23 protein-coding genes are annotated in these 23,044 nt (G+C 42.1%); 20 read left to right on the forward strand and 3 right to left on the reverse strand.

The annotated features are described in order from the left end of the window. Positions 1 to 58 precede the first annotated feature (58 nt). From AN394_RS04775 to AN394_RS04790, 4 genes are all read left to right on the forward strand, one after another. The gene (locus AN394_RS04775) at positions 59 to 976 is read left to right on the forward strand and encodes a hydrogen peroxide-inducible genes activator (protein WP_055020908.1); all 918 of its coding nucleotides are present in this window, start codon (positions 59 to 61) and stop codon (positions 974 to 976) included. Between the two features lie 121 nt (positions 977 to 1,097). Beyond that, positions 1,098 to 1,640, forward strand: a complete 543-nt coding sequence (locus AN394_RS04780; protein ID WP_055020909.1) for an RNA polymerase sigma factor — start codon at positions 1,098 to 1,100, stop codon at positions 1,638 to 1,640. Continuing rightward, entirely contained in the window at positions 1,633 to 2,232 is a 600-nt protein-coding gene (locus AN394_RS04785; protein ID WP_054563533.1) for a hypothetical protein, read from the forward strand. Before AN394_RS04780 ends, AN394_RS04785 begins: the two co-directional genes overlap by 8 nt. 1 nt (position 2,233) lies before the next feature. Then, positions 2,234 to 3,142: a hypothetical protein gene (locus AN394_RS04790; protein ID WP_054563534.1), complete on the forward strand. Its 909-nt coding sequence runs from the start codon at positions 2,234 to 2,236 to the stop codon at positions 3,140 to 3,142. Between the two features lie 23 nt (positions 3,143 to 3,165). On the opposite strand, the gene AN394_RS04795 is transcribed toward AN394_RS04790, so the two are convergent. Together AN394_RS04795 and AN394_RS04800 are read right to left on the reverse strand one after the other, a co-directional pair. Next, positions 3,166 to 3,369, reverse strand: a complete 204-nt coding sequence (locus AN394_RS04795; RefSeq protein ID WP_054563535.1) for a hypothetical protein — start codon at positions 3,367 to 3,369, stop codon at positions 3,166 to 3,168. A 233-nt stretch (positions 3,370 to 3,602) separates the two neighbouring features. Beyond that, on the reverse strand, positions 3,603 to 6,113 hold the full coding sequence (locus tag AN394_RS04800) for an EAL domain-containing protein (protein ID WP_054563536.1): 2,511 nt from the start codon (positions 6,111 to 6,113) through the stop codon (positions 3,603 to 3,605). Between the two features lie 214 nt (positions 6,114 to 6,327). Here AN394_RS04800 and queA point away from each other — a divergent pair, with 214 nt between their 5' ends. From queA to AN394_RS04840, 8 genes are all read left to right on the forward strand, one after another. Next, a complete protein-coding gene (queA, locus tag AN394_RS04805; protein WP_054563537.1) occupies positions 6,328 to 7,359 on the forward strand; it encodes a tRNA preQ1(34) S-adenosylmethionine ribosyltransferase-isomerase QueA in 1,032 nt (343 codons plus the stop codon). A 150-nt stretch (positions 7,360 to 7,509) separates the two neighbouring features. Then, positions 7,510 to 8,637, forward strand: a complete 1,128-nt coding sequence (gene tgt / locus AN394_RS04810; protein WP_054563538.1) for a tRNA guanosine(34) transglycosylase Tgt — start codon at positions 7,510 to 7,512, stop codon at positions 8,635 to 8,637. Between the two features lie 29 nt (positions 8,638 to 8,666). After that, on the forward strand, positions 8,667 to 9,005 hold the full coding sequence (yajC, locus tag AN394_RS04815; protein WP_054563539.1) for a preprotein translocase subunit YajC: 339 nt from the start codon (positions 8,667 to 8,669) through the stop codon (positions 9,003 to 9,005). 22 nt (positions 9,006 to 9,027) lie between these two features. Continuing rightward, positions 9,028 to 10,887, forward strand: a complete 1,860-nt coding sequence (gene secD, locus AN394_RS04820) for a protein translocase subunit SecD (protein ID WP_054563540.1) — start codon at positions 9,028 to 9,030, stop codon at positions 10,885 to 10,887. A gap of 8 nt (positions 10,888 to 10,895) precedes the next feature. After that, entirely contained in the window at positions 10,896 to 11,843 is a 948-nt protein-coding gene (secF, locus tag AN394_RS04825) for a protein translocase subunit SecF (RefSeq protein ID WP_054563541.1), read from the forward strand. A gap of 56 nt (positions 11,844 to 11,899) precedes the next feature. After that, a complete protein-coding gene (locus tag AN394_RS04830) occupies positions 11,900 to 12,451 on the forward strand; it encodes a hypothetical protein (protein WP_054563542.1) in 552 nt (183 codons plus the stop codon). Between the two features lie 87 nt (positions 12,452 to 12,538). Further along, positions 12,539 to 14,329: a GGDEF domain-containing protein gene (locus AN394_RS04835; RefSeq protein ID WP_055020910.1), complete on the forward strand. Its 1,791-nt coding sequence runs from the start codon at positions 12,539 to 12,541 to the stop codon at positions 14,327 to 14,329. Positions 14,330 to 14,413: 84 nt separating this feature from the next. Beyond that, on the forward strand, positions 14,414 to 15,244 hold the full coding sequence (locus tag AN394_RS04840) for an ABC transporter substrate-binding protein (protein ID WP_054563544.1): 831 nt from the start codon (positions 14,414 to 14,416) through the stop codon (positions 15,242 to 15,244). Between the two features lie 33 nt (positions 15,245 to 15,277). Here AN394_RS04840 and suhB read toward each other — a convergent pair whose 3' ends face one another. Next, positions 15,278 to 16,081, reverse strand: a complete 804-nt coding sequence (suhB, locus tag AN394_RS04845) for an inositol-1-monophosphatase (protein WP_054552496.1) — start codon at positions 16,079 to 16,081, stop codon at positions 15,278 to 15,280. A 424-nt stretch (positions 16,082 to 16,505) separates the two neighbouring features. Here suhB and trmJ point away from each other — a divergent pair, with 424 nt between their 5' ends. The 8 genes from trmJ (at position 16,506) to fdx (ending at position 22,777) form a co-directional block, all read left to right on the forward strand. Further along, the gene (gene trmJ / locus AN394_RS04850) at positions 16,506 to 17,228 is read left to right on the forward strand and encodes a tRNA (cytosine(32)/uridine(32)-2'-O)-methyltransferase TrmJ (protein WP_054563546.1); all 723 of its coding nucleotides are present in this window, start codon (positions 16,506 to 16,508) and stop codon (positions 17,226 to 17,228) included. A 192-nt stretch (positions 17,229 to 17,420) separates the two neighbouring features. Continuing rightward, positions 17,421 to 17,912, forward strand: a complete 492-nt coding sequence (iscR, locus tag AN394_RS04855; RefSeq protein ID WP_054552499.1) for a Fe-S cluster assembly transcriptional regulator IscR — start codon at positions 17,421 to 17,423, stop codon at positions 17,910 to 17,912. Positions 17,913 to 17,934: 22 nt separating this feature from the next. Continuing rightward, positions 17,935 to 19,152, forward strand: a complete 1,218-nt coding sequence (locus tag AN394_RS04860) for an IscS subfamily cysteine desulfurase (protein ID WP_054552500.1) — start codon at positions 17,935 to 17,937, stop codon at positions 19,150 to 19,152. A gap of 40 nt (positions 19,153 to 19,192) precedes the next feature. Beyond that, entirely contained in the window at positions 19,193 to 19,576 is a 384-nt protein-coding gene (gene iscU / locus AN394_RS04865; RefSeq protein ID WP_054552501.1) for a Fe-S cluster assembly scaffold IscU, read from the forward strand. A gap of 11 nt (positions 19,577 to 19,587) precedes the next feature. Further along, on the forward strand, positions 19,588 to 19,911 hold the full coding sequence (iscA, locus tag AN394_RS04870) for an iron-sulfur cluster assembly protein IscA (protein ID WP_054552502.1): 324 nt from the start codon (positions 19,588 to 19,590) through the stop codon (positions 19,909 to 19,911). A gap of 78 nt (positions 19,912 to 19,989) precedes the next feature. Beyond that, the gene (gene hscB / locus AN394_RS04875; RefSeq protein ID WP_054552503.1) at positions 19,990 to 20,517 is read left to right on the forward strand and encodes a co-chaperone HscB; all 528 of its coding nucleotides are present in this window, start codon (positions 19,990 to 19,992) and stop codon (positions 20,515 to 20,517) included. 47 nt (positions 20,518 to 20,564) lie between these two features. Further along, a complete protein-coding gene (gene hscA / locus AN394_RS04880) occupies positions 20,565 to 22,427 on the forward strand; it encodes a Fe-S protein assembly chaperone HscA (RefSeq protein ID WP_055020911.1) in 1,863 nt (620 codons plus the stop codon). 11 nt (positions 22,428 to 22,438) lie between these two features. After that, positions 22,439 to 22,777, forward strand: coding sequence for an ISC system 2Fe-2S type ferredoxin (gene fdx / locus AN394_RS04885; protein WP_054563549.1), 339 nt, complete (start codon positions 22,439 to 22,441; stop codon positions 22,775 to 22,777). The last annotated feature ends 267 nt before the right edge of the window (positions 22,778 to 23,044 follow it).

Below are 23,044 nucleotides of genomic sequence, written 5' to 3' on the forward strand. Positions count from 1 at the left end.
TAGCTTGAAAAGATCTCAATGCCTTAGGTATTGGGGTCTTTTTATTTGCAGGTAGAGAATGAATAACTTACCAAGTATTAAACAACTACAGTATTTATTAGCAGTCCACCAACATCAACACTTTGGCCGCGCAGCAAGCGCCTGTTTTATCGGTCAATCAACCTTAAGTAGTGCAATTCAAAACTTAGAAGAAACCTTAGGTTGCCAGCTTATAGAGCGTGAAAACCGCAGCTTAATGTTTACCGCAATTGGTGAAGAGGTTGTCGAAAAAGCACGTAAGATTATTGACGACACCCTTAGCCTTAAAGAGCTGACAAAAAGCTTTTTAACGCCTTTAAGTGGCACACTCACGCTTGGTGTGATCCCAACGATTGCCAGCTTTATTGCTGCGCCTTTATATCATTTCTGCAAACAGACCTTTACCGAGTTAGAGTTAGTTTTGGTTGAAGACACCAGTGACAAGCTACTCGATAAACTTGAGCATGGGCAAATTGATATGGCATTGCTTGCTTTACCTTATGACACTGAAAAGTTTCATACCCAAGTACTCGCTAAAGATCAGTTCAGCCTAGTGCACCATAAAGATTACACACCAGCAGATGGCGTGGAAGACTTTAACCTATTACCAGATGCGAGTGTGTTCTTACTAGAGCGTGAGCACTGTATGACAGGCCACGCGTTAAGTGCCTGCCATTTGAATCGCTCAAGCTGTATTAACCCATTTGAAGCTGCAAGCTTACATACCTTATTAAGTATGGTTGAACACCAGCTTGGTGTTACTTTCTTACCGCAAATGGCTATCAATGCCGGTATTTTAGATAAAAAAGATATGGTTGCTACGCCATCACAAGGCGATGCATACCGTGATATTGGCATTGTGTGGCGTAAAACCACAGGCCGGATCAGAGACTTTAGGCTGTTTAGTCAGCAGCTAGAGCTGTTTCTTAATAAGCAGTGTAGCTTAGACGGTCAATGAACAAAGAACCCCAAATAAAAAATATTTGGGGTTTTTTATTATTTAAGCAAACTATTTTTTTCCTTCCCTCGACTAACATAATAACAAAACCATTAAAGGCAGATCAGATGACGAGGCTAGCGTGTTTTTTCAATCACTTGAGACACTAATTGCTAAAGCGCAACAGGGCAATAAACGGGCGTGGTTGAAATTAGTCAAGCAGCACGAAACACAGGTATATAACTATTGCCTAAGGATGTTAAGTCACCCTGATGATGCAATGGATTTAATGCAAGAAGTGTTTATTTCTGTTTATAAAAGCTTGCCGAGTTTTCGTGGTGAATCGAGTTTTAATACTTGGCTCTATCAAATTGTGCACCGGCGTAGTGTTGAATATTACCGCCGCCGTAAGCTGCATCAAGGTTTAGACGATATACCAGAAGAAAGCTGCGAGCATAGTGAGTTAGAAACCAATCAACTGCAATCTGAGCAGCATGATGAACTCAAAGCAATGATGAACAATTTACCCTGGGAGCAACGCTTGGTGGTGGAGTTAAAGTTTTTTCAGCACTGTACATTTGAAGAAATCGCTGAGCAATTAGGTATTTCGACCAATACAGCTAAATCAAGACTATACAGTGCGCTTGGTAAGTTAAAAGTGCATTTGGAGGCCGTAGATGGCTAATTTAGATTCATTATTTACCGCATGGTTAGAAGGCGAAAGCCTCACTGAAGAGCAAATTGCGTTGCTACAAGCCAATGCTGAGTATGCATCAATGATGAACAATGCAATGCAGTGGCAACAACAAAGTCAACATTATGAAACGGTACCCGTACCAAATTGGGATCGAGAGTCTACGATGCCTAAAGTGCAAAAAACGAGTCTGTTTTTTGGTGCTGGAATGTGGGCAGTGGCTGCTTCAATAGTATTTTGCGCATGGGTTTTTGTTAGTAATCCACAGCAAGGAAATCAGCAGTTACTTGAGCAAGTGGCCAAGCAAACCAATTTACTAGAGTCACAACAAAAGCAAATTGATCAGTTGCAAAACATCATTACTGCGCAAAACGAAGTGCAGCAACAACAGATGTACCAACTGGCCAAAGAAGCGATTAAAACCGGGCGAGTCGAGCGCCAAGAAGATATTGCCAGCGTACTTGCATATATCAAAACGCAGCGGGCCCAAGACCAAGCGTACTTACGTATGCAGTTAAATGATTTAGCAGAGCAAGTGGACGGCGGACCATTGCCAACCGTTGCCAACAATTTGGAGTATTAAGATGTCAAAATACAAATCAACTACGGCAGCCTTATTGCTTTGCACAGCAGTAAGCTTACAGGCACAAGCAAGTGATGAGTTAGATAAAATTCAGCGTGAAGTCGGGATCATGGAAAAAATCCTCTCAGCGGCGTTAAAACAAGATACCGATAACAAGGTAAGAAATGTGTCTTCGAGTTATTTGCAGCATCAAGGTGTGGTGTTTAGCTTTGATGTACGAGGCAGTTCGCGCTGGTCTACAGTGTTTGCCTCTGTACCCGATGCGCCGCTGCCACCTATGCCAGATATTGATTTTGAAGAACTAACTGAAATCGAAGTGTTAGGCGAACATGTGCAAGTGATCAGCGATGCAGTAGTCGTGAAAACGCAAGAAGCCTATCAGCAAGCCATGGAAGTGATGCGCGAAAGTGCAGAGCGAGTACGTGAAGTCGCTGAGCAAGAGCGCGATGTGAGCCGTGAAATCCGTGATCTTGAACGTGAAAAGCGCGACCTTGAATTTGACCGTCGTCACGATAAAGATGCCAAAGAGCAAGAGCTCGAAAAACGTAAACAAGCATTGCAAGCATCGATTAAAGAGCTTGAAAAGCAGCAGCAAAAGTTATCACAAAAGCAGCAACAAATGCGCAAAGAGTTAGCCGAGAAAAAACAAGCTCGTGTTAAAGAGCAAAAGCAACAGCTGGCTTCTTTAGCTAAGCAAGTAGATAAGAGCTTATCACTGACTTTGTGTGATTATGGGAGCGGTTTAAGAAATCTGCCTAACGATGAACATGTCAGCTTTATCATCCGTGGTGTTAGCGAAGGTAAAACTGAGCAAGTAAAAGTATTTAAAAAGTCAGACATTAAAAAGTGTGTGGTTGGCGATATAAAAGCCGCGCAATTACTCGAAAAAGCATCAACTTATAGTTTTTAAATTCTCCCAACTAAAAAAGCAGCCTAAAGTGGCTGCTTTTCATTCATTGAAAATGGTTTTAAGTCGGGTAAAAACAACAAGTAAACCCACACGACTAAGTTAAAGTAAGGTACTAAACCTAGCCCTGTAAATGTTTTTACTGGATATCCCTTAAAGGTCGCATTACGGTAACATTGATACGCTATCCCTAGATTCACAATCAGCAACAAAACGATTAGTTGTGTCATCACTTTTCTCCTTTATACCGCTAATAGATGGACTTAAAGATGTTAAGTCATACTCAGTATGTTTAATGTAATAAGTAATGTCATGTTTATTATAGATAATCACTATAAAAACACGACATTTTATCTTGCTGTGGATTTAAGTATAGATGAGTATTGTCAGTATGGAAGTTTAAAAACTAAGAAAAAATGTTTAAAAATGTATTAAATTTAGGCTTTTTAAGGCTAGATATTTGTTAGTTAAAAAGATTATTTTCAGATATTTTTTTCAGCTCGTCGCTAATTTTTTCAACCGGTACTGGGCGGGCAATAAAGTAGCCTTGACCATAGTCGATACCAATTTCTTTTAGCGCTAAGAATATTTCTTTGTTTTCAACATATTCAGCAACAGAGCGCTTATCAAGCGAACGGCTAATATCATTAATCGCTTTTACAAGCGCTAAATCGATTGGGTCGTTCAACATGTCGCGAACAAATGAACCATCAATTTTTACGTGTTGAGCCGGTAACTGTTTAAGGTAATTAAAGGTACTAAAGCCAGTACCAAAGTCATCAATAGAGAAGTGACAGCCTAAGCCATTCAAACGCTCGATCATGGCACGGGTTGCAACTAGGTTATTAATACTCGCAGACTCGGTGATCTCAAAAATAATGCGTGTTGGTTCAACATTGTATTCTTTTAAGCTCGATTCAATATGCGGCAGTAAGCGTTCATCTAAAAACGACTGTGCTGATAAGTTAATTGCTACTTGGTTAAGCTCTGGGTACTCGGCAACGCTCTTAATGGCATTACGAATAACACATTGGTCCATCAAGAAAGTATCGTTTAAAAGCTCTAAAGCAGGAATAAACTGATTAGGGTAGATAAGCTCATCATCAAGCTTTAAGCGTAATAGTGCTTCAAAGTAGGCGACGTGGCCGCGTTTAAAGTCCCAAATCGGTTGATAGTGCAGTTCGATAGCATCATGTTGTAATGCTTGGCGAATACTATGGCCCCATTCAAGACCGGCTTGTAAACTATTGTGATGACTATCTTCTTTTGAATAACAGTGTACTAAGTTACGGCCTAAGCTTTTTGCTACATAAAGGGCGATATCAGCTTGTTTTAAACACTCACTTGGGTCGTTATTTTGCTCGGTGATTTGTGTTAAACCAATTGAACAGCTAATTGAGTACTCTTGACCTTCTGAATGAAAGCGGTGCTTTTCAATCGCCATACAAATACTTTCTGCCACCAAGTGTGCATCGAGTAAGTTAGTATTTTTTAAGATCACAGCAAATTCATCACCACCGATGCGGCACACTAAGTGCTCATCACTAATATTCGCTGTGAATAACTGGGCAACTTCTTTTAAAACGATGTCACCTTGTTGGTGACCTTTACTGTCGTTGATGATTTTAAAGTGATCTAAATCGATATAAATCAGCGCGTGCTCTGTATCGTTACTGGTGTATTGTGCTTTACAAATACGTTGTAATTGTTGGTCAAAGTAATAACGGTTATGCAGCTCTGTGAGCGTATCGTGCAAGGCTAAATGACGAAGTTGTAGCTCTGCCTGCTTACGCTCATGAATGTTATCTATGGTGGCGGTAATAGTTGCTGAGTTTTGGCTGTTTTTAATCAGCTGTAAGCGACACTCAACCCAAATGGCATTGCCATTTTTATGTTTTAGTTGGATCTCTACCTGTTGCTGTTGCTCACCACCATGCAAAATACGCTGAATAGTATCTTGTAGCTTTGTTTTACACTCAGGTAAACAAAAGTCAGTTAATGACTTTGCTAAACTAGACTTAATGCCATAGCCCGTCAAATGCTCCCAAGCAGGGTTAATAAAGCGAATATTACCCTCTTGGTTAAACTCAAGTACCACAGTATTTAGGTGTAATAAAATACGTTGGTGGGCAGAAAACAGCTCTTTATAGCGGCTTTGACTTTGGCTTAGTTGTTCTACTTTTTGCGCAAACTCTGCATAGCTCACCATGAAATCTTCACGACGGGCAGCGTGGTCACACACTTTACTTAATAACGAGTGATCGTACGGGGCGCGAATAAAGTCAGTTACGCCAGATAGCAACAACTGCTCAGCATAATCTGCATCATTGTTATCAATGATGGTTACAATCGCTTGCTTTGGGTTGTGCTGTAGTATTTCGCTAATTAACCCAGCTGCGGTATCTGAATGAGATTCGGTGGCGTCAATCAATACAATGGCAAATTTTTGCTGCAGATAGGTCGCAAGTGCCGCTTTTGTTGAAGTGGTATGGGTTATCGCGAAGCTAAGTTTTAACTGTTCGCTGATATCTTCTGCTTTACGGTTATCTGTTTCAAGTAGTAATAAATTAAGGCGACTACTTTTCTCAAGGTGAGTTGATAATACGTTGGCTAGCACTTGCGGCAGCATATCTTGGCGTTCAAATGGAAGAACAGCATCAATGCCATAGCTGCGAGCCGTGGTTTCGGCTATACGTTCACAATAGATTGGTGGAGTAAGTAAAATTGGTGTGTTTTTTGGTGTTTTTAATAACCCTGAACGGATCATGCGCGAAAAGCGCCAACCATCAATCTTACCGACCTCAAGGCCTGTAATGATAATATCCACCGGGTGGCTTTTAAGAATTTTAAGCGCATCTTGAGAGTCACTGGCTTCGATAAACGTGAAGACATTAAGCTTGTTTAATGTGGTCTTAATTGTTTCACGCTCAGCAACGCTCGCGTTCAAAATTAGCAGCTTTAACTGCTTTGCCATGGCGCTACTACCTCTTACTTAACCCATGTTTAGTGAATAAGCTAGAATAATGACATTTTGCTTAATCTACAAGCAAACTTTACCCAAAAGCGGTTAATAAGTACTTAAGTTTGTAATCCTTTAAGCTAGTACCAAGTTGACGCAGGGCTTTGCTTGAGGTGGTGGGCGTATCAGAGTAAACTTGGCGCGTTTTTATTAATGAGAGATATGCTCTATGCGCGTAGCTGATTTTAGCTTTGACCTTCCTGATGAATTAATTGCTCGTTTTCCTAAAGCAGATCGAACTAGCAGTCGTTTACTGACGCTTGATGGCCCATCAGGCCAAGTTGAGCATAAAGTATTTAGTGATATTTTATCGCTCGTTAATGAAAATGACCTATTAATTTTCAATAACACCAAAGTGATCCCAGCTCGCATGTTCGGGCAAAAAGAGTCAGGCGGTAAGCTTGAGGTTTTAGTAGAACGTGTACTCGACGAGCATCGTGTGCTTGCGCATGTGCGAGCTAGTAAATCGCCAAAACCAGGCTCAAAAATCATTCTAGAAGGTAAAGCCGAAGCAATCATGGTTGCGCGTCATGGAGAGCTTTTCGAGCTTGAATTTGCCAAAGACGAAAATGTACTCGATATCCTAAACGACATCGGTCACATGCCATTACCACCTTATATTGACCGTCCTGATAACGAGTCAGATCGTGAGCGCTACCAAACGGTTTATGGTGAAAAGCCTGGTGCTGTAGCCGCGCCAACAGCTGGCCTGCATTTTGATGATAAATTAATGGCAGCCTTAAAAGACAAGGGCATTAACATGGCCTTTGTGACTTTGCACGTAGGTGCAGGTACTTTCCAGCCTGTTCGCGTTGACTCAGTTGATGAGCATGTTATGCACTCAGAGTACATCGAAGTACCAGATGAAGTGGTTAAAGCGGTAGCCGAAACTAAAGCAAAAGGTGGGCGTGTAATTGCTGTAGGTACTACCTCAGTTCGCTCACTGGAGTCAGCTGCTAAAGTGCACGGCGGCAAACTAGATACTTACTTTGGTGATACCGATATCTTTATTTACCCGGGTTATCAGTTCAATGTGGTTGATGCCATGGTGACAAATTTCCACTTACCTGAATCAACGTTAATCATGTTAGTCAGTGCCTTTGCAGGTCAAGAGAACATAATGGGTGCTTACCACACGGCTATTGAGCAGCAGTATCGCTTCTTTAGTTATGGTGATGCGATGTTCTTAACGCGCAAATAACAACATATCAGATTTTAAAGAGCCCAGTTTTTTAACTGGGCTTTTTATTTTCGAATTTAGCCCAATTTATAGTAATAAACCCGCAAACAGGGTAGAATCGAGCGGTTAAATTATAGCTTGTTGGACTGTTTTTCCGACACTGAGGATAATATGAAATTTGAATTAGACCGCACTGACGGTAAAGCGCGCCGCGGCCGCTTGATTTTTGAACGTGGTGTTGTAGAAACACCAGCATTTATGCCTGTAGGTACTTACGGTACTGTTAAAGGTATGACGCCTGACGAAGTGAAAGATACTGGTGCACAAATCTGCCTAGGTAACACTTTCCACTTAATGCTGCGTCCTGGCACAGAAATCATTAAGCAGCACGGTGACTTACACGACTTTATGAATTGGGATCGTCCAATTCTAACTGATTCAGGCGGTTTCCAAGTATTCAGCTTAGGCGCAATGCGTAAAATCACTGAAGAAGGCGTGATGTTCAGTTCACCAGTTAACGGTGAAAAAATCATGCTTTCGCCAGAAAAAGCGATGCAAGTTCAGCGTGATTTAGGTTCTGACATCGTGATGATTTTTGACGAATGTACGCCATACCCTGCGACAGAAAAAGAAGCTAAAGATTCTATGGAGTTATCACTTCGTTGGGCTAAACGCTCAAAAGAAGGTCATGGCGATAACCCAGCTGCGCTATTTGGTATTATCCAAGGTGGTATGTACCCTGAGCTTCGTGCACAATCACAAAAAGGCCTAGAAGAAATTGGCTTTGATGGTTATGCATTAGGTGGTTTATCGGTTGGTGAACCGAAAAACGAGATGATCAATATTCTTGACCACTGTGCTTACAAAATGCCTGAAGACAAGCCTCGTTACTTAATGGGTGTTGGTAAACCAGAAGACTTAGTAGAAGCGGTTCGCCGTGGTATCGATATGTTTGACTGTGTAATGCCTACGCGTAATGCCCGTAACGGTCATTTATTTGTAACTGGCGGCATTGTTAAAATCCGTAATGCAGTACATAAAACAGACACCGGTCCACTGGATCCTGAGTGTGATTGTCATACGTGTAAAAACTATTCACGTGCATACTTGCATCATCTTGATAAATGTAATGAAATCTTAGGCGCACGTCTAAACACGATTCACAACTTACGTTATTATCAACGCGTGATGGAAGGCTTACGTAATGCCATCAGTAATGGCAAACTAGACGAATTTGTTGCAGATTTTTATGCACGCCGCGGCCAAGATGTGCCAGAGCTTGCAGATACATCAGATTAAATTTTTAGAAAAATTAAAGAGGAAGTGAAATGAGTTTATTCATCTCAAACGCCCACGCAAGTGCGGCAGGTGCAGCACCAGCAGGTGGTGGCATGGAAATGCTAATCATGTTGGGTATTTTTGGTCTGGTATTTTATTTTTTAATCTACCGTCCACAAGCTAAGCGTGTAAAAGAGCATAAAGCACTAATGGGCGCAATGGCGAAAGGCGACGAAGTACTAACGCAAGGTGGTTTAGTAGGTAAGATTGCTAAAATCGCTGATGACAAAGACTTCATCGTGATTTCATTAAACGACCAAGCAGAAGTAACAGTACAAAAATCAGCTGTTTCTGCAGTATTGCCAAAAGGCACTATGAAGTCGCTATAACAATAAAAATAAGGACTCACACGTGTTAAACAAGTTTCCATTATGGAAGTATTTACTTGTTCTTGTAGTGTTAGTCGTTGGTATTTTATATGCCTCTCCAAATTTGTATGGCCGAGACCCGGCCATACAAGTATCGGGCACTAAAGGTACTGATGCTGACCTCAGCGTACTCGATAAAGTAAATGCGACTCTCAAAGAACATAACGTTACTGTTAAATCAAGCAAACTTGAAGACGGACAAATCCTCGTTCGTTTTAAGAATGTTGAAGACCAACTAAAAGCGCAAGATCTACTGCGTGATTCCCTTAGTGAAGATTATATCTCTGCAATCAATATGGCGCCTGCTCAACCAGAGTGGTTAAAGTCACTGGGTGGTAACCCAATGAAACTAGGCCTAGATTTAAGCGGTGGTGTTCACTTTACTATGGAAATCGACATGGCGACGGCGGTTGATACTCAGCTTGAGCAAATGGAACAAGATTTCAAAAGTGACTTACGTGAAGAAAAATTGCGTTATCGCACCATTCGCCGTGTAGCGAACAGCGAGCGATTACGTGTTGAAATGCGTAACGAAGAAGATAAAGACGCAGCAGAGCGTTTCTTATCAACACGTTACCCATTAAACGTTTACGTTGATGATAGCAGCAGCGACAATGCTTTTTATGCCAGCATGAGCGAGCAAAAGCTTAAAGAAATTCGTGACTACGCTATCAAACAAAATGAAACAATTATCCGTAACCGTATTAACCAAATCGGTGTTGCAGAGCCTAACGTACAGCGCCAAGGTGCTGAGCGTATCATTGTGCAACTTCCGGGTGTACAAGATACAGCGCGTGCTAAAGAGATTCTGGGTGCAACAGCAACACTAGAATTCCGCGAAGTTGATGAAAATGCAGATGCAAGTGCAGCCCTGCAAGGCCGTTTACCGCCAGGTACAGAAATGATCATGGCGCGTGAAGGTTATCCTGTGGTACTTAAGCAACGCATCATTCTTGAAGGTAGCCACATCACTGGCGCGCAATCAGGTATGGATGAGTATCAACGTCCACAAGTTAGCATTACGCTAGACAGCAAAGGTGGCGCAAAGATGAATGCGTTCACTAAGCGTGCTATCGGTAAACGCATGGCAACGGTATTCATTGAATACAAGCCATCAGGTAAAACAGATGAAAACGGAAAAGCACTTCCACCAATTAAAGTTGAAGAAGTGATTAACGTAGCGACGATTCAAGCGCGTCTTGATCGTTCATTCCGTATTACTGGTATCGATAACCCAGCTGAAGCACATAACCTAAGCCTATTACTTCGTGCCGGTGCACTTGTAGCGCCAATTCAAATCGTTGAAGAGCGCACGGTAGGTCCAAGCTTAGGTCAAGAAAACATTGAAGCAGGTATGACAGCGGTTGTGCTTGGTTTTGTGTTTGTACTTTTATTTATGCTTGTTTACTACAAAGGTTTCGGCATGGTGGCGAATATCGCACTGGGCGCAAACCTAGTATTAATTGTGGGTGTGATGTCGCTTATTCCAGGTGCAGCGTTAACGCTACCGGGTATTGCAGGTATCGTATTAACTGTAGGTATGGCCGTTGATGCCAACGTACTTATCTTCGAACGTATTCGTGAAGAACTTGCTGATGGCCGTAGTCCACAACAAGCCGTTCACTTTGGTTACGATAGCGCGTTTAGCACAATTTTAGATGCTAATATCACAACACTTATCGCAGCAGTGATCCTATTTGCAGTGGGTACTGGTCCTATTGCTGGTTTCGCAGTAACACTAGCGATTGGTATTATCACCTCTATGTTTACAGCCATTGTTGGTACCCGTGCGGTAATCAACTTATTCATTGGCGGTAAGCGTATTGATAAGTTGTCGATTTAGGAGTCAGCATGCAAATTTTAAAACTCGGTGGTAAAACACTCCCGTTTATGAAGTTAAGAAAGTTTGCCATGGCACTATCAACCTTGTTGATATTGGCTTCTTTCGTGTCGTTTTTTACTAAAGGCTTGAATTTTGGTCTCGACTTCACTGGCGGTACCGCTGTTGAGGTAGGCTTTACACAAGCACCTGATCTTAAAGACGTTCGTGATGCAATCACTGAAAGTGGCTTTGAAGATTTCTCGGTGCAACTGTTTGGCTCAAGTAAAGAAATTTTAGTGCGTCTTGCTCCGCAAGGTCCTGGCGTAAAAGCAGAAGTAATTGGTAACCAAATCATTACGGCATTACAAAAAGTAGAGTCGACAGTAGAAATGCGTCGTATCGAATTTGTTGGCCCAAGTGTTGGTGAAGATCTAAAAGAGCAGGGTGGCCTTGCCATGTTAACTGCGCTTATCTGTATCTTAATTTACGTTGCGTTTCGTTTTGAATGGCGTTTTGCGATCGGTGCTGTATCGGCACTATTACACGACGTTATCATCACACTAGGCTTATTCTCAGTACTTGGCCTAGAGTTTGACTTAACGATTCTTGCGGCGATTTTGGCGGTAATAGGTTACTCACTGAACGATACCATTGTTGTATCTGACCGTATCCGTGAAAACTTCCGTAAAGTGCGTATTGATGACACGATTGAAATTATCGATATCTCATTAACGCAAACGTTAAACCGTACCCTAGTAACATCAATCACCACTATCCTAGTATTGATTGCGTTATTTGGTTGGGGTGGTCAAACGATCCACGGTTTCGCAACTGCATTACTATTTGGTGTGTTCATCGGTACTTATTCATCTGTTTATGTTGCTTCAGCTGTAGCAATTGCAATGGGTGTAAGTAAAGAAGACTTAATTCCAGAAGTAATTGAAAAAGAAGGTGCGGATCTCGATCCAATGCCTTAATAAGTGATACAAAAAGAAACCGCCCTAATTAGGGCGGTTTTTTTATGGGAGACATTATGAAACACCTGATGTTTAGCGTGTTTGTACTTTTAATGCTTAGTGCTTGTGACGATAAGCCTGAGTCAAAACAGACAGAAGTGCAGCAAATACCTGAAGTAACACTTCAGCAGCAGTTCGACAGCTATAAAGGGTTGGCTTGGCTAGTCGTAGAAGCACTACAAAACCAATCAACTGCTCAGCAATTACAAGGCTTGACGCTTAAGCTAATTACTTCATCAACAGGCTTGTTTTTGAATCTAAAAGCACAGTTGCCAGAGTGTGAGGCAAGCTTGCAAGCGATGGCAGACGCTACAGAGTTTCAGCAACAACAAAGTGATGATACAGAGGCGTTGAAGAATGTAATAACAATTAATGTAGAGCCTGAACTACCTGAGTTTGCTGCACCAAGCTGTTACCACGCACAAAAGTTATTACTTAATCCGCTCGCAGTTTATAAATTTGCGCAACAAGCTGATTTAGCACAGAGTGATTACCAAAAAGCTAAATTAAAAATGACAGATAGTTTTGCCCGCATTAAGCAGCTTGAGCTGATCACCGCCATTGAGTAATCTGCACTCGTCATAGCCTTGCCATAAAATTGTCATACAAGGTTGATAATTTACCCACCTATTTGTATTACTAACGCTAGGTGTAAGGTGAACGCACAACTACAGCAGATCTTAGATAACAGTGCAATTGAGACCTTGTTTCAACCTATCTTTGATATTTCTAATCAACATATTTTGGGTTATGAGGCATTAAGCCGCGGTCCGAAAGGGTCTGAGTTAGAAATGCCGAGTGCATTATTCAGTGCAGCTATTGCTTGCCATAAGATCTCTGAATTAGAGCTACTTTGCCGCAGTAGAGCAATTGAGAACTTTGTTAAGCTCAATCTAGAAGGCAAGCTATTTTTAAATGTAAGCCCTAAAACCTTACTTGATCCTTGCCATCCTAAAGGTGAAACATTACACCTAGTTGAACACTTTGGCCTAGCAACTAACCGGGTAGTAATTGAAGTTACAGAACAAGAAAAAGTCGATGATGGCTTTTTATTGTTAAAGACCATTGCTCATTATCGTGAGTTAGGCTTTTCGATTGCCATTGATGACTTAGGGGCTGGCTATTCGGGTTTAAAGCAGTGGTCTGAGTTATGTCCTGAGTTTGTAAAAATAGACCGCTACTTTATTGATCACTGCGATCAGAGTGTGGTTAAAAAAGAGTTTTTAAAGTCAATTATAGAGCTTGCAAAAGCCACCAATACGCAAGTTATCGCAGAGGGCATAGAGCGGGCAGAGGAGCTTCGTTTACTCGAAAGTTTAGGCGTACAACATGCACAAGGCTTTTTACTCGAAAGGCCGAGCTTACAGCCAAGTTACGAAATTAATATCCACTGCTTAAAGCACTTAGAGTCATCAGATAATAGCAATGCATTTGAGCAGTCTATGGCAATTGGCTGGTTGGCAGTCGAGCACGCCAGCATAGAAGCAACAACCCGCTGTAAAGATGCCCACAGTATCTTTGAGCAAGATAAAAGCTTAACGAGCTTGGCAGTACTTGAACACAATATTCCTGTTGGTTTATTACACCGAGATCAACTCACTGAAGTGTTTGCCGCTCCCTATGGCCATGCGCTTTATGATAAGCAGCCAGTTACTTCTTTAATGGATAAACAGCCGTTAATCGTTGACGAAAACGAGTTACTCGATACGGTGAGTCAGCAAATTACTGAGTTTGAGTTTGATATTCGACGCCACATTGTTATCACCCGAAGTGGTGAATACTTAGGCTTGGCGCCATTGCGTAATATCTTAAAACACATTACCGAAGAAAAAATCCGCCATGCACAACATGCCAACCCGCTTACTATGCTGCCGGGTAATGTCGCAATTAACGAAGCAATTGAGCTGAGGCTTCGTAATAATTATCCGTTCTCACTCGCATACGTTGATTTAAACCACTTTAAACAATTCAATGACCTGTACGGTTATGCCAGTGGTGACAGCGTTATAAAATTACTTGCTGAAGTTATCGTAGAGGCCTGTAGTACTAGCAAAGGGTTTATCGGGCACATTGGCGGTGATGACTTTATGGTGGTGTTTGATAAAAATGATGCAGAGCAAGTTTGTCATGACATCATTAGTAAGTTTGAGTTGCAGTCTCGCACCTTTTTCACCCCAGAACATATTGAGCAAGGGGGTTATTGGGCAAGCAATCGAGAAGGTAAAAAGCAGTTTGTGCCACTACTTACATTATCAATCGGTTTAGTTAAGCCTGATTTAGAGTTATGTATTAACAGCCACCAAGTCGCAGCGCTGGCAACAGATGCAAAAAAAGAGGCCAAGCGTTATCAGAGTAGCCACTTGTTTGTATGTAAACGTAGTCGACCAGCCCCTGCAGTGGTGCGTTTAAGCAGCCAAAAAGATGAAGTGATATCTATCAGTTCATGAAGAAATTTTAAGTTCGCTTAATTTTACTTGTGTCCCTGTTTAACTGGGTGTAGCTTAAAAAAAACACAATGAATAAAAATAACAATGAAGCGACTATGTAGTGCAATCCTAGTATTGCTAAGCCTAGGATACAGCCTTACCACAGAAGCTAACAATGTGGTCAATTTAGCGATTGAACAACGCCCACTGTATAAACGCGATTATTATCTTCATGAATTGCTGGCAGCAGCTTTGCGTGCCAGTAATTATCAAGCAGAAATCAACGAGGTTCTGGTTCACCCCCATCAACAGCGCACATTGCTGATGCTCGATGAAAAGCAAGCCGATGTGTTTTGGAGTATGACAAGCCCCGAGCGAGAACACCTTGCAATAGCAGTTAAAGTACCTTTGTTTAAAGGCTACATTGGTAAACGCGCATTACTAACTAAGCGAGCGTTTTTACCGCGTTTTAAAGATTTAAAAACGAAACAAGATTTAGCGCAGTTTAGTGCCATTCAAGGCCATGATTGGCCCGATACTAAAATCCTTGCGCAAAACGGTTTAACAGTCAGACCGCTGGCAAATTACCAGGCAATGTTTAGCTTAGTGATCAGAGGGCGAGTTGATTATTTTCCGCGTTCGTTCATTGAGGTTATTTCTGAAATGGAACAAATCAAAAGTGACGATCTGGCTATAGTGCCTGACCTTTATATTAGCTATCCAACGGCATTTTACTTTTTTGTCAGTAACCACAAGCCTGAATTGGCAGAAGCCCTGTTAAAAGGACTAAAGGTGATGAAAAGCACTGGCGAGTTTGAACAGCTATTTGCCAGTTACTTTGCTGAAGACTTGGCTAAGTTGCCATTTAAAGAGGGTGAAGTCATAGAGGTAAAACTCGACAACGATTATTTTCAGCCACAAAAAAAGGAGCCTTAGCTCCTTTTTGTATTTTTACATTACAACCCGCTATTAGCGAAGTAGTGACTCAGTTAACACTGGGCGAATTTCACGAATGATTGCTTGAGTTAACTTAGGTGCACCACAAATGATGTTGCCGCTTTGGTTGTAGTTAATACCACCTGCGAAATCAACAACCATACCGCCTGCTTCTTTAACTAAAAGCTCGCCTGCCGCTGTGTCCCATGGCTTAAGGCCAATTTCAAAGAAACCATCAACACGACCGGCTGCAACATAAGCCATATCTAATGCAGCAGAACCTGCACGGCGGATATCAGCAGTGTGCACGAAAAGTGCTTTAAACGCTTCAGAGTATGCGTCTAAGTGGTGCTTTTGTTTGAATGGGAAACCAGTTGCAAGTACAGAACCTGCTAACTCGTTAGTTTTAGTTACGCGTAAACGCTTGCTGTTAAGCTGTGCGCCTTGACCACGAGAAGCAGTGAATAATTCACCACGGATTGGGTCATAGATAACAGCTTGGTCTAAACGACCTTTAACTTTAAGTGCAATAGATACTGCGAAATGAGGGATACCTTTGATGAAGTTAGTTGTGCCATCAAGAGGGTCTACAATCCATTGGTAATCTGCATCTTTACCTTTATGCTCACCAAGCTCTTCACCTACGATAGTGTGATCTGGGTAAGATTTTAAAATGGTATCACGAATTGCGGCTTCAGCTTCTTTGTCGATGTTAGTAACTAAGTCGTTTGTGCCTTTTTGTTGTACATCAACTTTTGATAAATCTTCACTTGCGCGAAGTAAAATTTTGCCTGCGTTACGCGCAGCGCGAACCGCAATGTTTAACATTGGATGCATAGCATTACCTTTGGGTTGTAAAAGAACGAATATATTTAAGCCGGCGTATTCTAGCGATTTCTAGCGTAAAGTAAACAATAAACTCGAATAAATTAGTTTGTTTTTTGTACAGTTCTGATTTTGTTGTTGATTTAATTTCAGAAGAAGGGGTTAGTGGTCAGCCGTCAGCCGTCAGCCGTCAGCCGTCAGCCGTCAGCCGTCAGCCGTCAGAAGTTAGATATCAGTGGCCCGAGTGGGTTTGGTATCTTGATGGCTCCATCAAATATATAATGATTATTGTTTATAAGGAGGTATTGCATAAAGTTACTGAAACCTGAAACCTGAAACCTGAAACCTGAAACCTGAAACCTGAAATCTGATACCTGATACCCAATACCTATGTTATAATCCCCGCAATTTTTGACTTTCAGTAAGTAACAACGCAATGACACTTGATGATATTCGTATCGTATTAGTTAACACATCACATTCTGGTAATATTGGCTCAGCGGCACGTGCTATGAAAACGATGGGCTTATCAAATTTATATCTTGTTGATCCTGCTTGTGAAATTGACAGTCATGCGAGTGCGCTTGCGGCCGGTGCAACTGATGTTTTAGGTAAAACAGTGGTTGTTGATACACTGGCAGATGCGATTGCTGATTGTGGTTTAACAATTGGTACCAGCGCACGCTCACGTACTTTATCTTGGCCTATGGTTGAGCCGCGTGAATGTGGTGAAAAATTAGTGGCTGAGGCTGAACATGGCCCTGTTGCACTCGTGTTTGGTCGTGAAAATAGTGGTTTAACGAACGAAGAGCTACAACAATGTAACTACCACGTATGTATTCCTGCAAACCCTGAATACAGCTCACTAAATCTAGCAATGGCCGTGCAAACGCTATGTTATGAAACACGTATGGCATATTTAAATAAACAGCCAAAAGTACAAGAAGAAGACGAAGCAACCTACCCAAATGCGAAGCAAACAGAGCTGTTCTACGAGCATTTAGAGCAAACGCTAAACGACACAGGTTTTATCATCAAGCAACACCCTGGCATGGTGATGACTAAACTACGTCGCTTATTTAACCGCGCACGTCCAGAAGAAGCTGAGATGAACATTTTACGCGGTATTCTTACCTCTATTAATAAGTCTATTAAATAATCACAGGTTATAAGTATAATACTTGACTAAATTACTCAGGTAATTACAATGTACCTAGTACTTGACTGTTTTTGTCAAGTATTCGGTTTTATCAATGGCAAGTATCAATTTTTATCAAGTGATAATACTTGACTATTTTGGTCTGGTAATTAAAATTTGCACACCTTAGCGTGCAGTAACATCGGGGGCTCCATGAAGTTAACATCAAAAGGCAGATACGCAGTAACCGCCATGTTGGATGTTGCACTACATACAAATGTGGGTGCAGTGCCTCTTGCCGATATTTCTGAACGCCAAGAGATTTCGTTATCTTATCTTGAACAACTATTCGCCCGTTTACGTAAAAACGGCCTTGTGACCTCTGTGCGTGGCCCAGGTGGCGGATATTTATTAGGTCGAGAAGCGAACGAAATTTCTGTCGGCGATGTGATTAACGCCGTTGATGAGTCTGTTGATGCAACACGTTGCCACAATGCAACGGGTGGCTGCCAAAGCGGCATGCGTTGTTTGACTCATACCTTATGGTCGGACTTAAGCGCACGTATCGAAGAGTTTTTAAATAGTATTACCCTTGCTGAATTGGTGGAAAAGTCAGATGTGAAAGAAGTCGCATCGCGCCAAGATAACAGCATCAACAATGCAATTAAGCAACTGGAAAACATTCAAGTAAGCTGTCAACTGTAGCTTGACGAAAGCGGAGAGAGAAATGAAGTTACCGATTTATTTAGATTACGCAGCAACCACGCCTGTTGATGAACGTGTGGCAAAAGAAATGATGCAATGCCTGACTATGGACGGTAATTTTGGTAACCCTGCATCACGCTCACACCGTTTTGGTTGGCAAGCAGAAGAAGCAGTTGATCAAGCACGTACAGATATTGCTGATCTGATCAACGCTGACCCACGTGAAATTGTTTTCACTTCAGGTGCTACAGAATCAAACAACCTAGCAATTAAAGGTGCTGCGCAGTTCTATAAAAAGAAAGGCAAGCACGTTATCACTGTTAAAACAGAGCACAAAGCAGTGCTTGATACGTGTCGTGAACTAGAGCGTCAAGGTTTCGAAGTAACCTATATGGACGTTGAAGAAAACGGTTTACTTGACCTTAAAAAGCTTGAAGCTGCAATGCGTGACGACACAGTACTTGTGAGCGTAATGCACGTAAATAACGAGCTAGGTGTTATCCAAGATATCGCGACAATCGGCGAAATGTGCCGTGAGCGCAAAATTATGTTCCACGTAGATGCTGCACAAAGCGCAGGTAAAGTACTTATCGACGTGCAACAGTTAAAAGTAGATTTCATGTCGTTCTCTGGCCACAAAGTATATGGCCCTAAAGGTGTAGGCGCACTTTATGTTCGTCGTAAGCCTCGCGCACGTTTAGAAGCGCAAATGCACGGTGGTGGTCATGAGCGTGGTATGCGTTCAGGCACACTAGCTACTCACCAATTAGTTGGTATGGGTGCGGCATTTAGAATCGCTAAAGAAGATTTCGAAAAAGACCATGCACACATCAGCGCACTTCGTAAGCGCCTGATCGATGGCATCATGGCTGATATGGACGAAGTTTACTTCAATGGTGAACCAAGTCACTCAGTTCCAGGTATTGTAAATATCAGCTTCAACTTTGTTGAAGGTGAGTCGTTATTAATGGCTGTTAAAGACATTGCTGTTTCATCAGGTTCAGCCTGTACCTCAGCAAGCTTAGAGCCTTCTTATGTACTACGTGCATTAGGCCGTAATGACGAGTTGGCACACAGCTCAATTCGTTTCAGCATTGGCCGCTTTACGACTGAAGAAGAGATTGATTACACCGTTGAACTAATCAAAAACTCGATCGGCCGTTTACGTGAGATGTCTCCTCTATGGGAAATGCATCAAGAAGGTATTGATTTAGATTCAGTTGAGTGGGCGCATCACTAATCAGTGATCGCCGCCGCTAGCAGGTAGTGAGGATAGTATTATGGCTTATAGTGATAAAGTAATCGATCATGTTGAAAATCCACGTAACGTGGGTGCTTTAGACAAAAATGATCCGTCAGTTGCAACAGGTATGGTGGGTGCACCAGCATGTGGTGACGTAATGAAATTGCAAATCAAAGTATCACCAGAAGGTGTAATTGAAGACGCAAAATTCAAAACATATGGTTGTGGTAGCGCAATCGCTTCTTCTTCACTTGTAACTGAGTGGGTAAAAGGCAAAACATTAGATGAAGCTGCAACAATCAAAAACACTGATATCAGTGCTGAGCTTGAATTACCGCCAGTGAAAATTCACTGTTCAATTTTAGCAGAAGACGCGATTCAAGCAGCAATTGCTGACTACAAAAGCAAACAAGCGAAGTAAGAGATAAATTCATGGCAGTGACATTGACAGATGCGGCAGCAAACCGCGTAGAATCATTTTTAGCAAATCGCGGCAAAGGCATTGGCCTACGCGTTGGCATTAAAACGACGGGCTGTTCAGGTCTTGCTTATGTTCTTGAATTTGTTGATGAGTTAGCAGACGGCGACGAAATTTTTGAAAGCCGTGGTGTGAAAGTGATCGTTGATGCTAAAAGCTTAGTCTACATTGATGGTACTGAGCTTGATTACACCAAAGAAGGTTTGAACGAAGGGTTTAAGTTTAACAACCCGAACCAAGCCGATGAGTGTGGTTGCGGCGAAAGCTTCACCGTTTAAGCTTATAAAACTTTCTTTGCTTGAAGCCCTGCCTATGTAGGGCTTTGTTCTTTCCTGTTTACCGAGTTGGATTATGTAATGCGTTACTTTGAGTTATTTGCAATTCCAGTAGATTACAACATTGATTTAGCGACTATTAATAAACACTACCTTGAGCTGCAACGTGCAGTTCACCCAGATCGCCACGCAAGCTCTAGCAGCCGTGATAAATTACTTGCTGTGCAAAATGCAGCAGAAATCAATGATGCATTACAAACCTTAAAACACCCGGTAAAACGTGCTGAGTACATGCTAAGCGAGCTTGGTGTTGATATTCGCGCCGAGCAACAAACATTACAAGACCCGCTATTCTTAATGCAGCAAATGGAGCTGCGTGAAGAATTAGAAGAACTTGAAAATGCCGCAGATCCTGATGCAGCAATTGCCCAGTTTGAAGCGCAAATTAAACAGCTCGATAAACAATACAGCAGTGAATTAGCCGCTCAGCTGGCAAGTAATGATGAGCAACAATGGCAAGCTGCCGCTGACAATATTCGTAAATTGAAGTTTGTTTATAAGTTACGCGATGAACTAGAGCGTATTGAAGACAGTTTATTTGATGATTAATCGTTAGTTGTTACACAACAGCTATTTAAGAGTTTAAAAAGAGCATTATGGCATTATTGCAAATTGCTGAGCCGGGGCAGAGCGCGGCACCACATGAGCACAAATTAGCAGTCGGTATTGACCTTGGTACGACTAACTCGTTAGTTGCAACAGTGCAAAGCGGCGAAGCGCGCACACTAACTGATTTAGCAGGCAACGCGATGCTACCATCGGTAGTGCAATACCAAGCAGATAGCATTGTAGTTGGCGAGCGAGCGGCAGCAGCTGCTACTCAAGACCCTGCAAACACACTAATCTCGGTTAAGCGTTTTTTAGGTAAAACTCAGACTGAAATCGAAAAAAGCTATGGTCAACTGCCGTATGAATTTTGTGAGCATGATGGCTCATTAGCAATCAGCACGGTTGCGGGTGCAATTAGCCCTGTTACTGCATCGAGTGAAATTTTAAAAGCATTAAAACTGCGCGCAGAAGACAGCTTTGCAGGCCAAGACATCTTAGGCGCTGTTATTACTGTGCCAGCTTATTTTGATGATGCTCAGCGTCAAAGCACTAAAGATGCTGCAGAGCTTGCAGGTATCAAGGTTTTACGTTTATTAAACGAGCCAACGGCTGCGGCTGTAGCTTATGGCCTTGATTCAGGCCAAGAAGGCATTATCGCCGTGTACGATTTAGGTGGCGGTACCTTCGATATTTCTATTTTACGTTTACACCAAGGCGTATTCGAAGTACTTGCTACAGGCGGTGACTCAAGCCTTGGTGGTGACGATTTTGACTCGCTACTAGTTGATTACTTCAAAAAACAAACGGGTGTGAGCGAGCTTTCTGCATCGGTATTGCGTTTATTCATCAATAAAGCAAAAGCGTGTAAAGAAGCGCTGAGCCAATACCAAACTGTAAATGTTGGTTTAGAGTTTGATGGTCAAAGCCACAAGGTTGAAGTTACCCGCGAAACGTTTGATGAGCTAGCTCTTAGCCTTGTGAAGAAAACACTACGCTCTTGTCGCCGTGCAGTAAAAGATGCTGGTATCGAGAACGAAGAAGTATTACAAGTTGTAATGGTTGGCGGCTCGACTCGCATGCCAATTGTACGCTCTCAAGTTGCTGCATTTTTTGATAAAGAGCCACTGACTTCTATCGACCCAGATCGCGTAGTTGCACTAGGTGCAGCACTGCAAGCAGATGTATTGGTTGGCAATAAGCCAGATTCAGACATGTTGCTATTAGACGTATTACCACTGTCGCTAGGTCTTGAAACCATGGGTGGCTTGGTTGAGAAAATCATTCCACGTAACACTACGATCCCTGTTGCACGTGCACAAGAGTTTACTACTTTCAAAGATGGTCAAACGGCAATGTCACTGCATGTATTACAAGGTGAGCGTGAGCTAGTTGATGATTGTCGTTCATTGGCTAAATTCAGCTTAAAAGGTATTCCGGCCATGGCAGCAGGTGCTGCGCACATTCGCGTAACCTTTAAAGTTGATGCCGATGGCCTATTAAGTGTATCGGCAATGGAAAAATCAACGGGTGTGCAAGCTGAAATTCAGGTCAAACCATCATTTGGTTTATCGGACGACCAAGTTGCAAACATGCTTAAAGAGTCAATGACTAACGCGAAAGACGACATGCAAGCGCGTATGCTTAAAGAGCAGCAAGTTGAAGCGTTACGTGTAGTTGAAGCGCTTGAAGCATCATTGGCAACCGACAGTGCATTACTTGATGAACAAGAATTAGGTGCGTTAAAAGCAGAAATTGCTAAACTTGTTGCCGTACGTGAAAGCGCAACAACACCTGCAGAAATTAAAGCAGCGATTGAAGCTGTAGACAATGCAAGTAGCGAATTTGCTGCTCGCAGAATGGATGCATCAATCAAAAAAGCGCTGCAAGGGCAGTCAGTAGACGAAGTTTAACGAGGTAAGGTATGCCACAAATTATTTTTCTTCCACACGAAGAGTTATGCCCAGAAGGCGCTGCTATTGAAGCTCCTGCAGGTGAAACGGTATTAGATGTAGCGCTAAAGAATGGTATTAGCATTCCACATGCATGTGAAAAATCATGTGCGTGTACAACATGCCACTTAGTCATCCGTGAAGGTTTTGACTCTTTAGATGAGAGCGATGAGCTAGAAGATGACATGCTAGATAAAGCATGGGGTCTTGAGCCTGAGTCACGCCTTGGTTGCCAAGCGGTGATCAAAGATGAAGATTTAGTGGTTGAAATTCCAAAGTATAATCTCAATATCGTTAATGAAGAGCATTAATTTTTAACGGCTTTGATTTCGTAAAAACCGCTGTAGTTGCTTGGTCTCTACAGCGGTTTTTTGGTTTTTAGAGCTGTCAGCTTTCAGCCGTCAGTTTTTAGCAGATCGAGAGGGTGGTTCAGTTATTAGTGTTTTTGAACAGCAATAGCTTTACATTTATTTCCCGACTTTCTTAAGCTTTTGATAGCTGATAGCTGATAGCTGATAGCTGATAGCTGATAGCTGATAGCTGATAGCTGATAGCTGATAGCTGATAGCTGATAGCTG

The sequence above is a fragment of the Pseudoalteromonas sp. P1-26 genome (assembly GCF_001401795.1).
GTDB lineage: Bacteria > Pseudomonadota > Gammaproteobacteria > Enterobacterales > Alteromonadaceae > Pseudoalteromonas.

Coding starts and splice junctions, on each gene's coding strand:
- iscA (WP_054552502.1), top strand. CDS start 19,588: ATGGCAGTGACATTGACAGATGCGGCAGCAAACCGCGTAGAATCATTT.
- AN394_RS04785 (WP_054563533.1), top strand. CDS start 1,633: ATGGCTAATTTAGATTCATTATTTACCGCATGGTTAGAAGGCGAAAGC.
- AN394_RS04860 (WP_054552500.1), top strand. CDS start 17,935: ATGAAGTTACCGATTTATTTAGATTACGCAGCAACCACGCCTGTTGAT.
- hscA (WP_055020911.1), top strand. CDS start 20,565: ATGGCATTATTGCAAATTGCTGAGCCGGGGCAGAGCGCGGCACCACAT.
- AN394_RS04840 (WP_054563544.1), top strand. CDS start 14,414: ATGAAGCGACTATGTAGTGCAATCCTAGTATTGCTAAGCCTAGGATAC.
- AN394_RS04795 (WP_054563535.1), bottom strand. CDS start 3,369: ATGACACAACTAATCGTTTTGTTGCTGATTGTGAATCTAGGGATAGCG.
- iscR (WP_054552499.1), top strand. CDS start 17,421: ATGAAGTTAACATCAAAAGGCAGATACGCAGTAACCGCCATGTTGGAT.
- AN394_RS04800 (WP_054563536.1), bottom strand. CDS start 6,113: ATGGCAAAGCAGTTAAAGCTGCTAATTTTGAACGCGAGCGTTGCTGAG.
- fdx (WP_054563549.1), top strand. CDS start 22,439: ATGCCACAAATTATTTTTCTTCCACACGAAGAGTTATGCCCAGAAGGC.
- tgt (WP_054563538.1), top strand. CDS start 7,510: ATGAAATTTGAATTAGACCGCACTGACGGTAAAGCGCGCCGCGGCCGC.
- iscU (WP_054552501.1), top strand. CDS start 19,193: ATGGCTTATAGTGATAAAGTAATCGATCATGTTGAAAATCCACGTAAC.
- yajC (WP_054563539.1), top strand. CDS start 8,667: ATGAGTTTATTCATCTCAAACGCCCACGCAAGTGCGGCAGGTGCAGCA.
- queA (WP_054563537.1), top strand. CDS start 6,328: ATGCGCGTAGCTGATTTTAGCTTTGACCTTCCTGATGAATTAATTGCT.
- AN394_RS04790 (WP_054563534.1), top strand. CDS start 2,234: ATGTCAAAATACAAATCAACTACGGCAGCCTTATTGCTTTGCACAGCA.
- AN394_RS04830 (WP_054563542.1), top strand. CDS start 11,900: ATGAAACACCTGATGTTTAGCGTGTTTGTACTTTTAATGCTTAGTGCT.
- trmJ (WP_054563546.1), top strand. CDS start 16,506: ATGACACTTGATGATATTCGTATCGTATTAGTTAACACATCACATTCT.
- suhB (WP_054552496.1), bottom strand. CDS start 16,081: ATGCATCCAATGTTAAACATTGCGGTTCGCGCTGCGCGTAACGCAGGC.
- AN394_RS04775 (WP_055020908.1), top strand. CDS start 59: ATGAATAACTTACCAAGTATTAAACAACTACAGTATTTATTAGCAGTC.
- secF (WP_054563541.1), top strand. CDS start 10,896: ATGCAAATTTTAAAACTCGGTGGTAAAACACTCCCGTTTATGAAGTTA.
- hscB (WP_054552503.1), top strand. CDS start 19,990: ATGCGTTACTTTGAGTTATTTGCAATTCCAGTAGATTACAACATTGAT.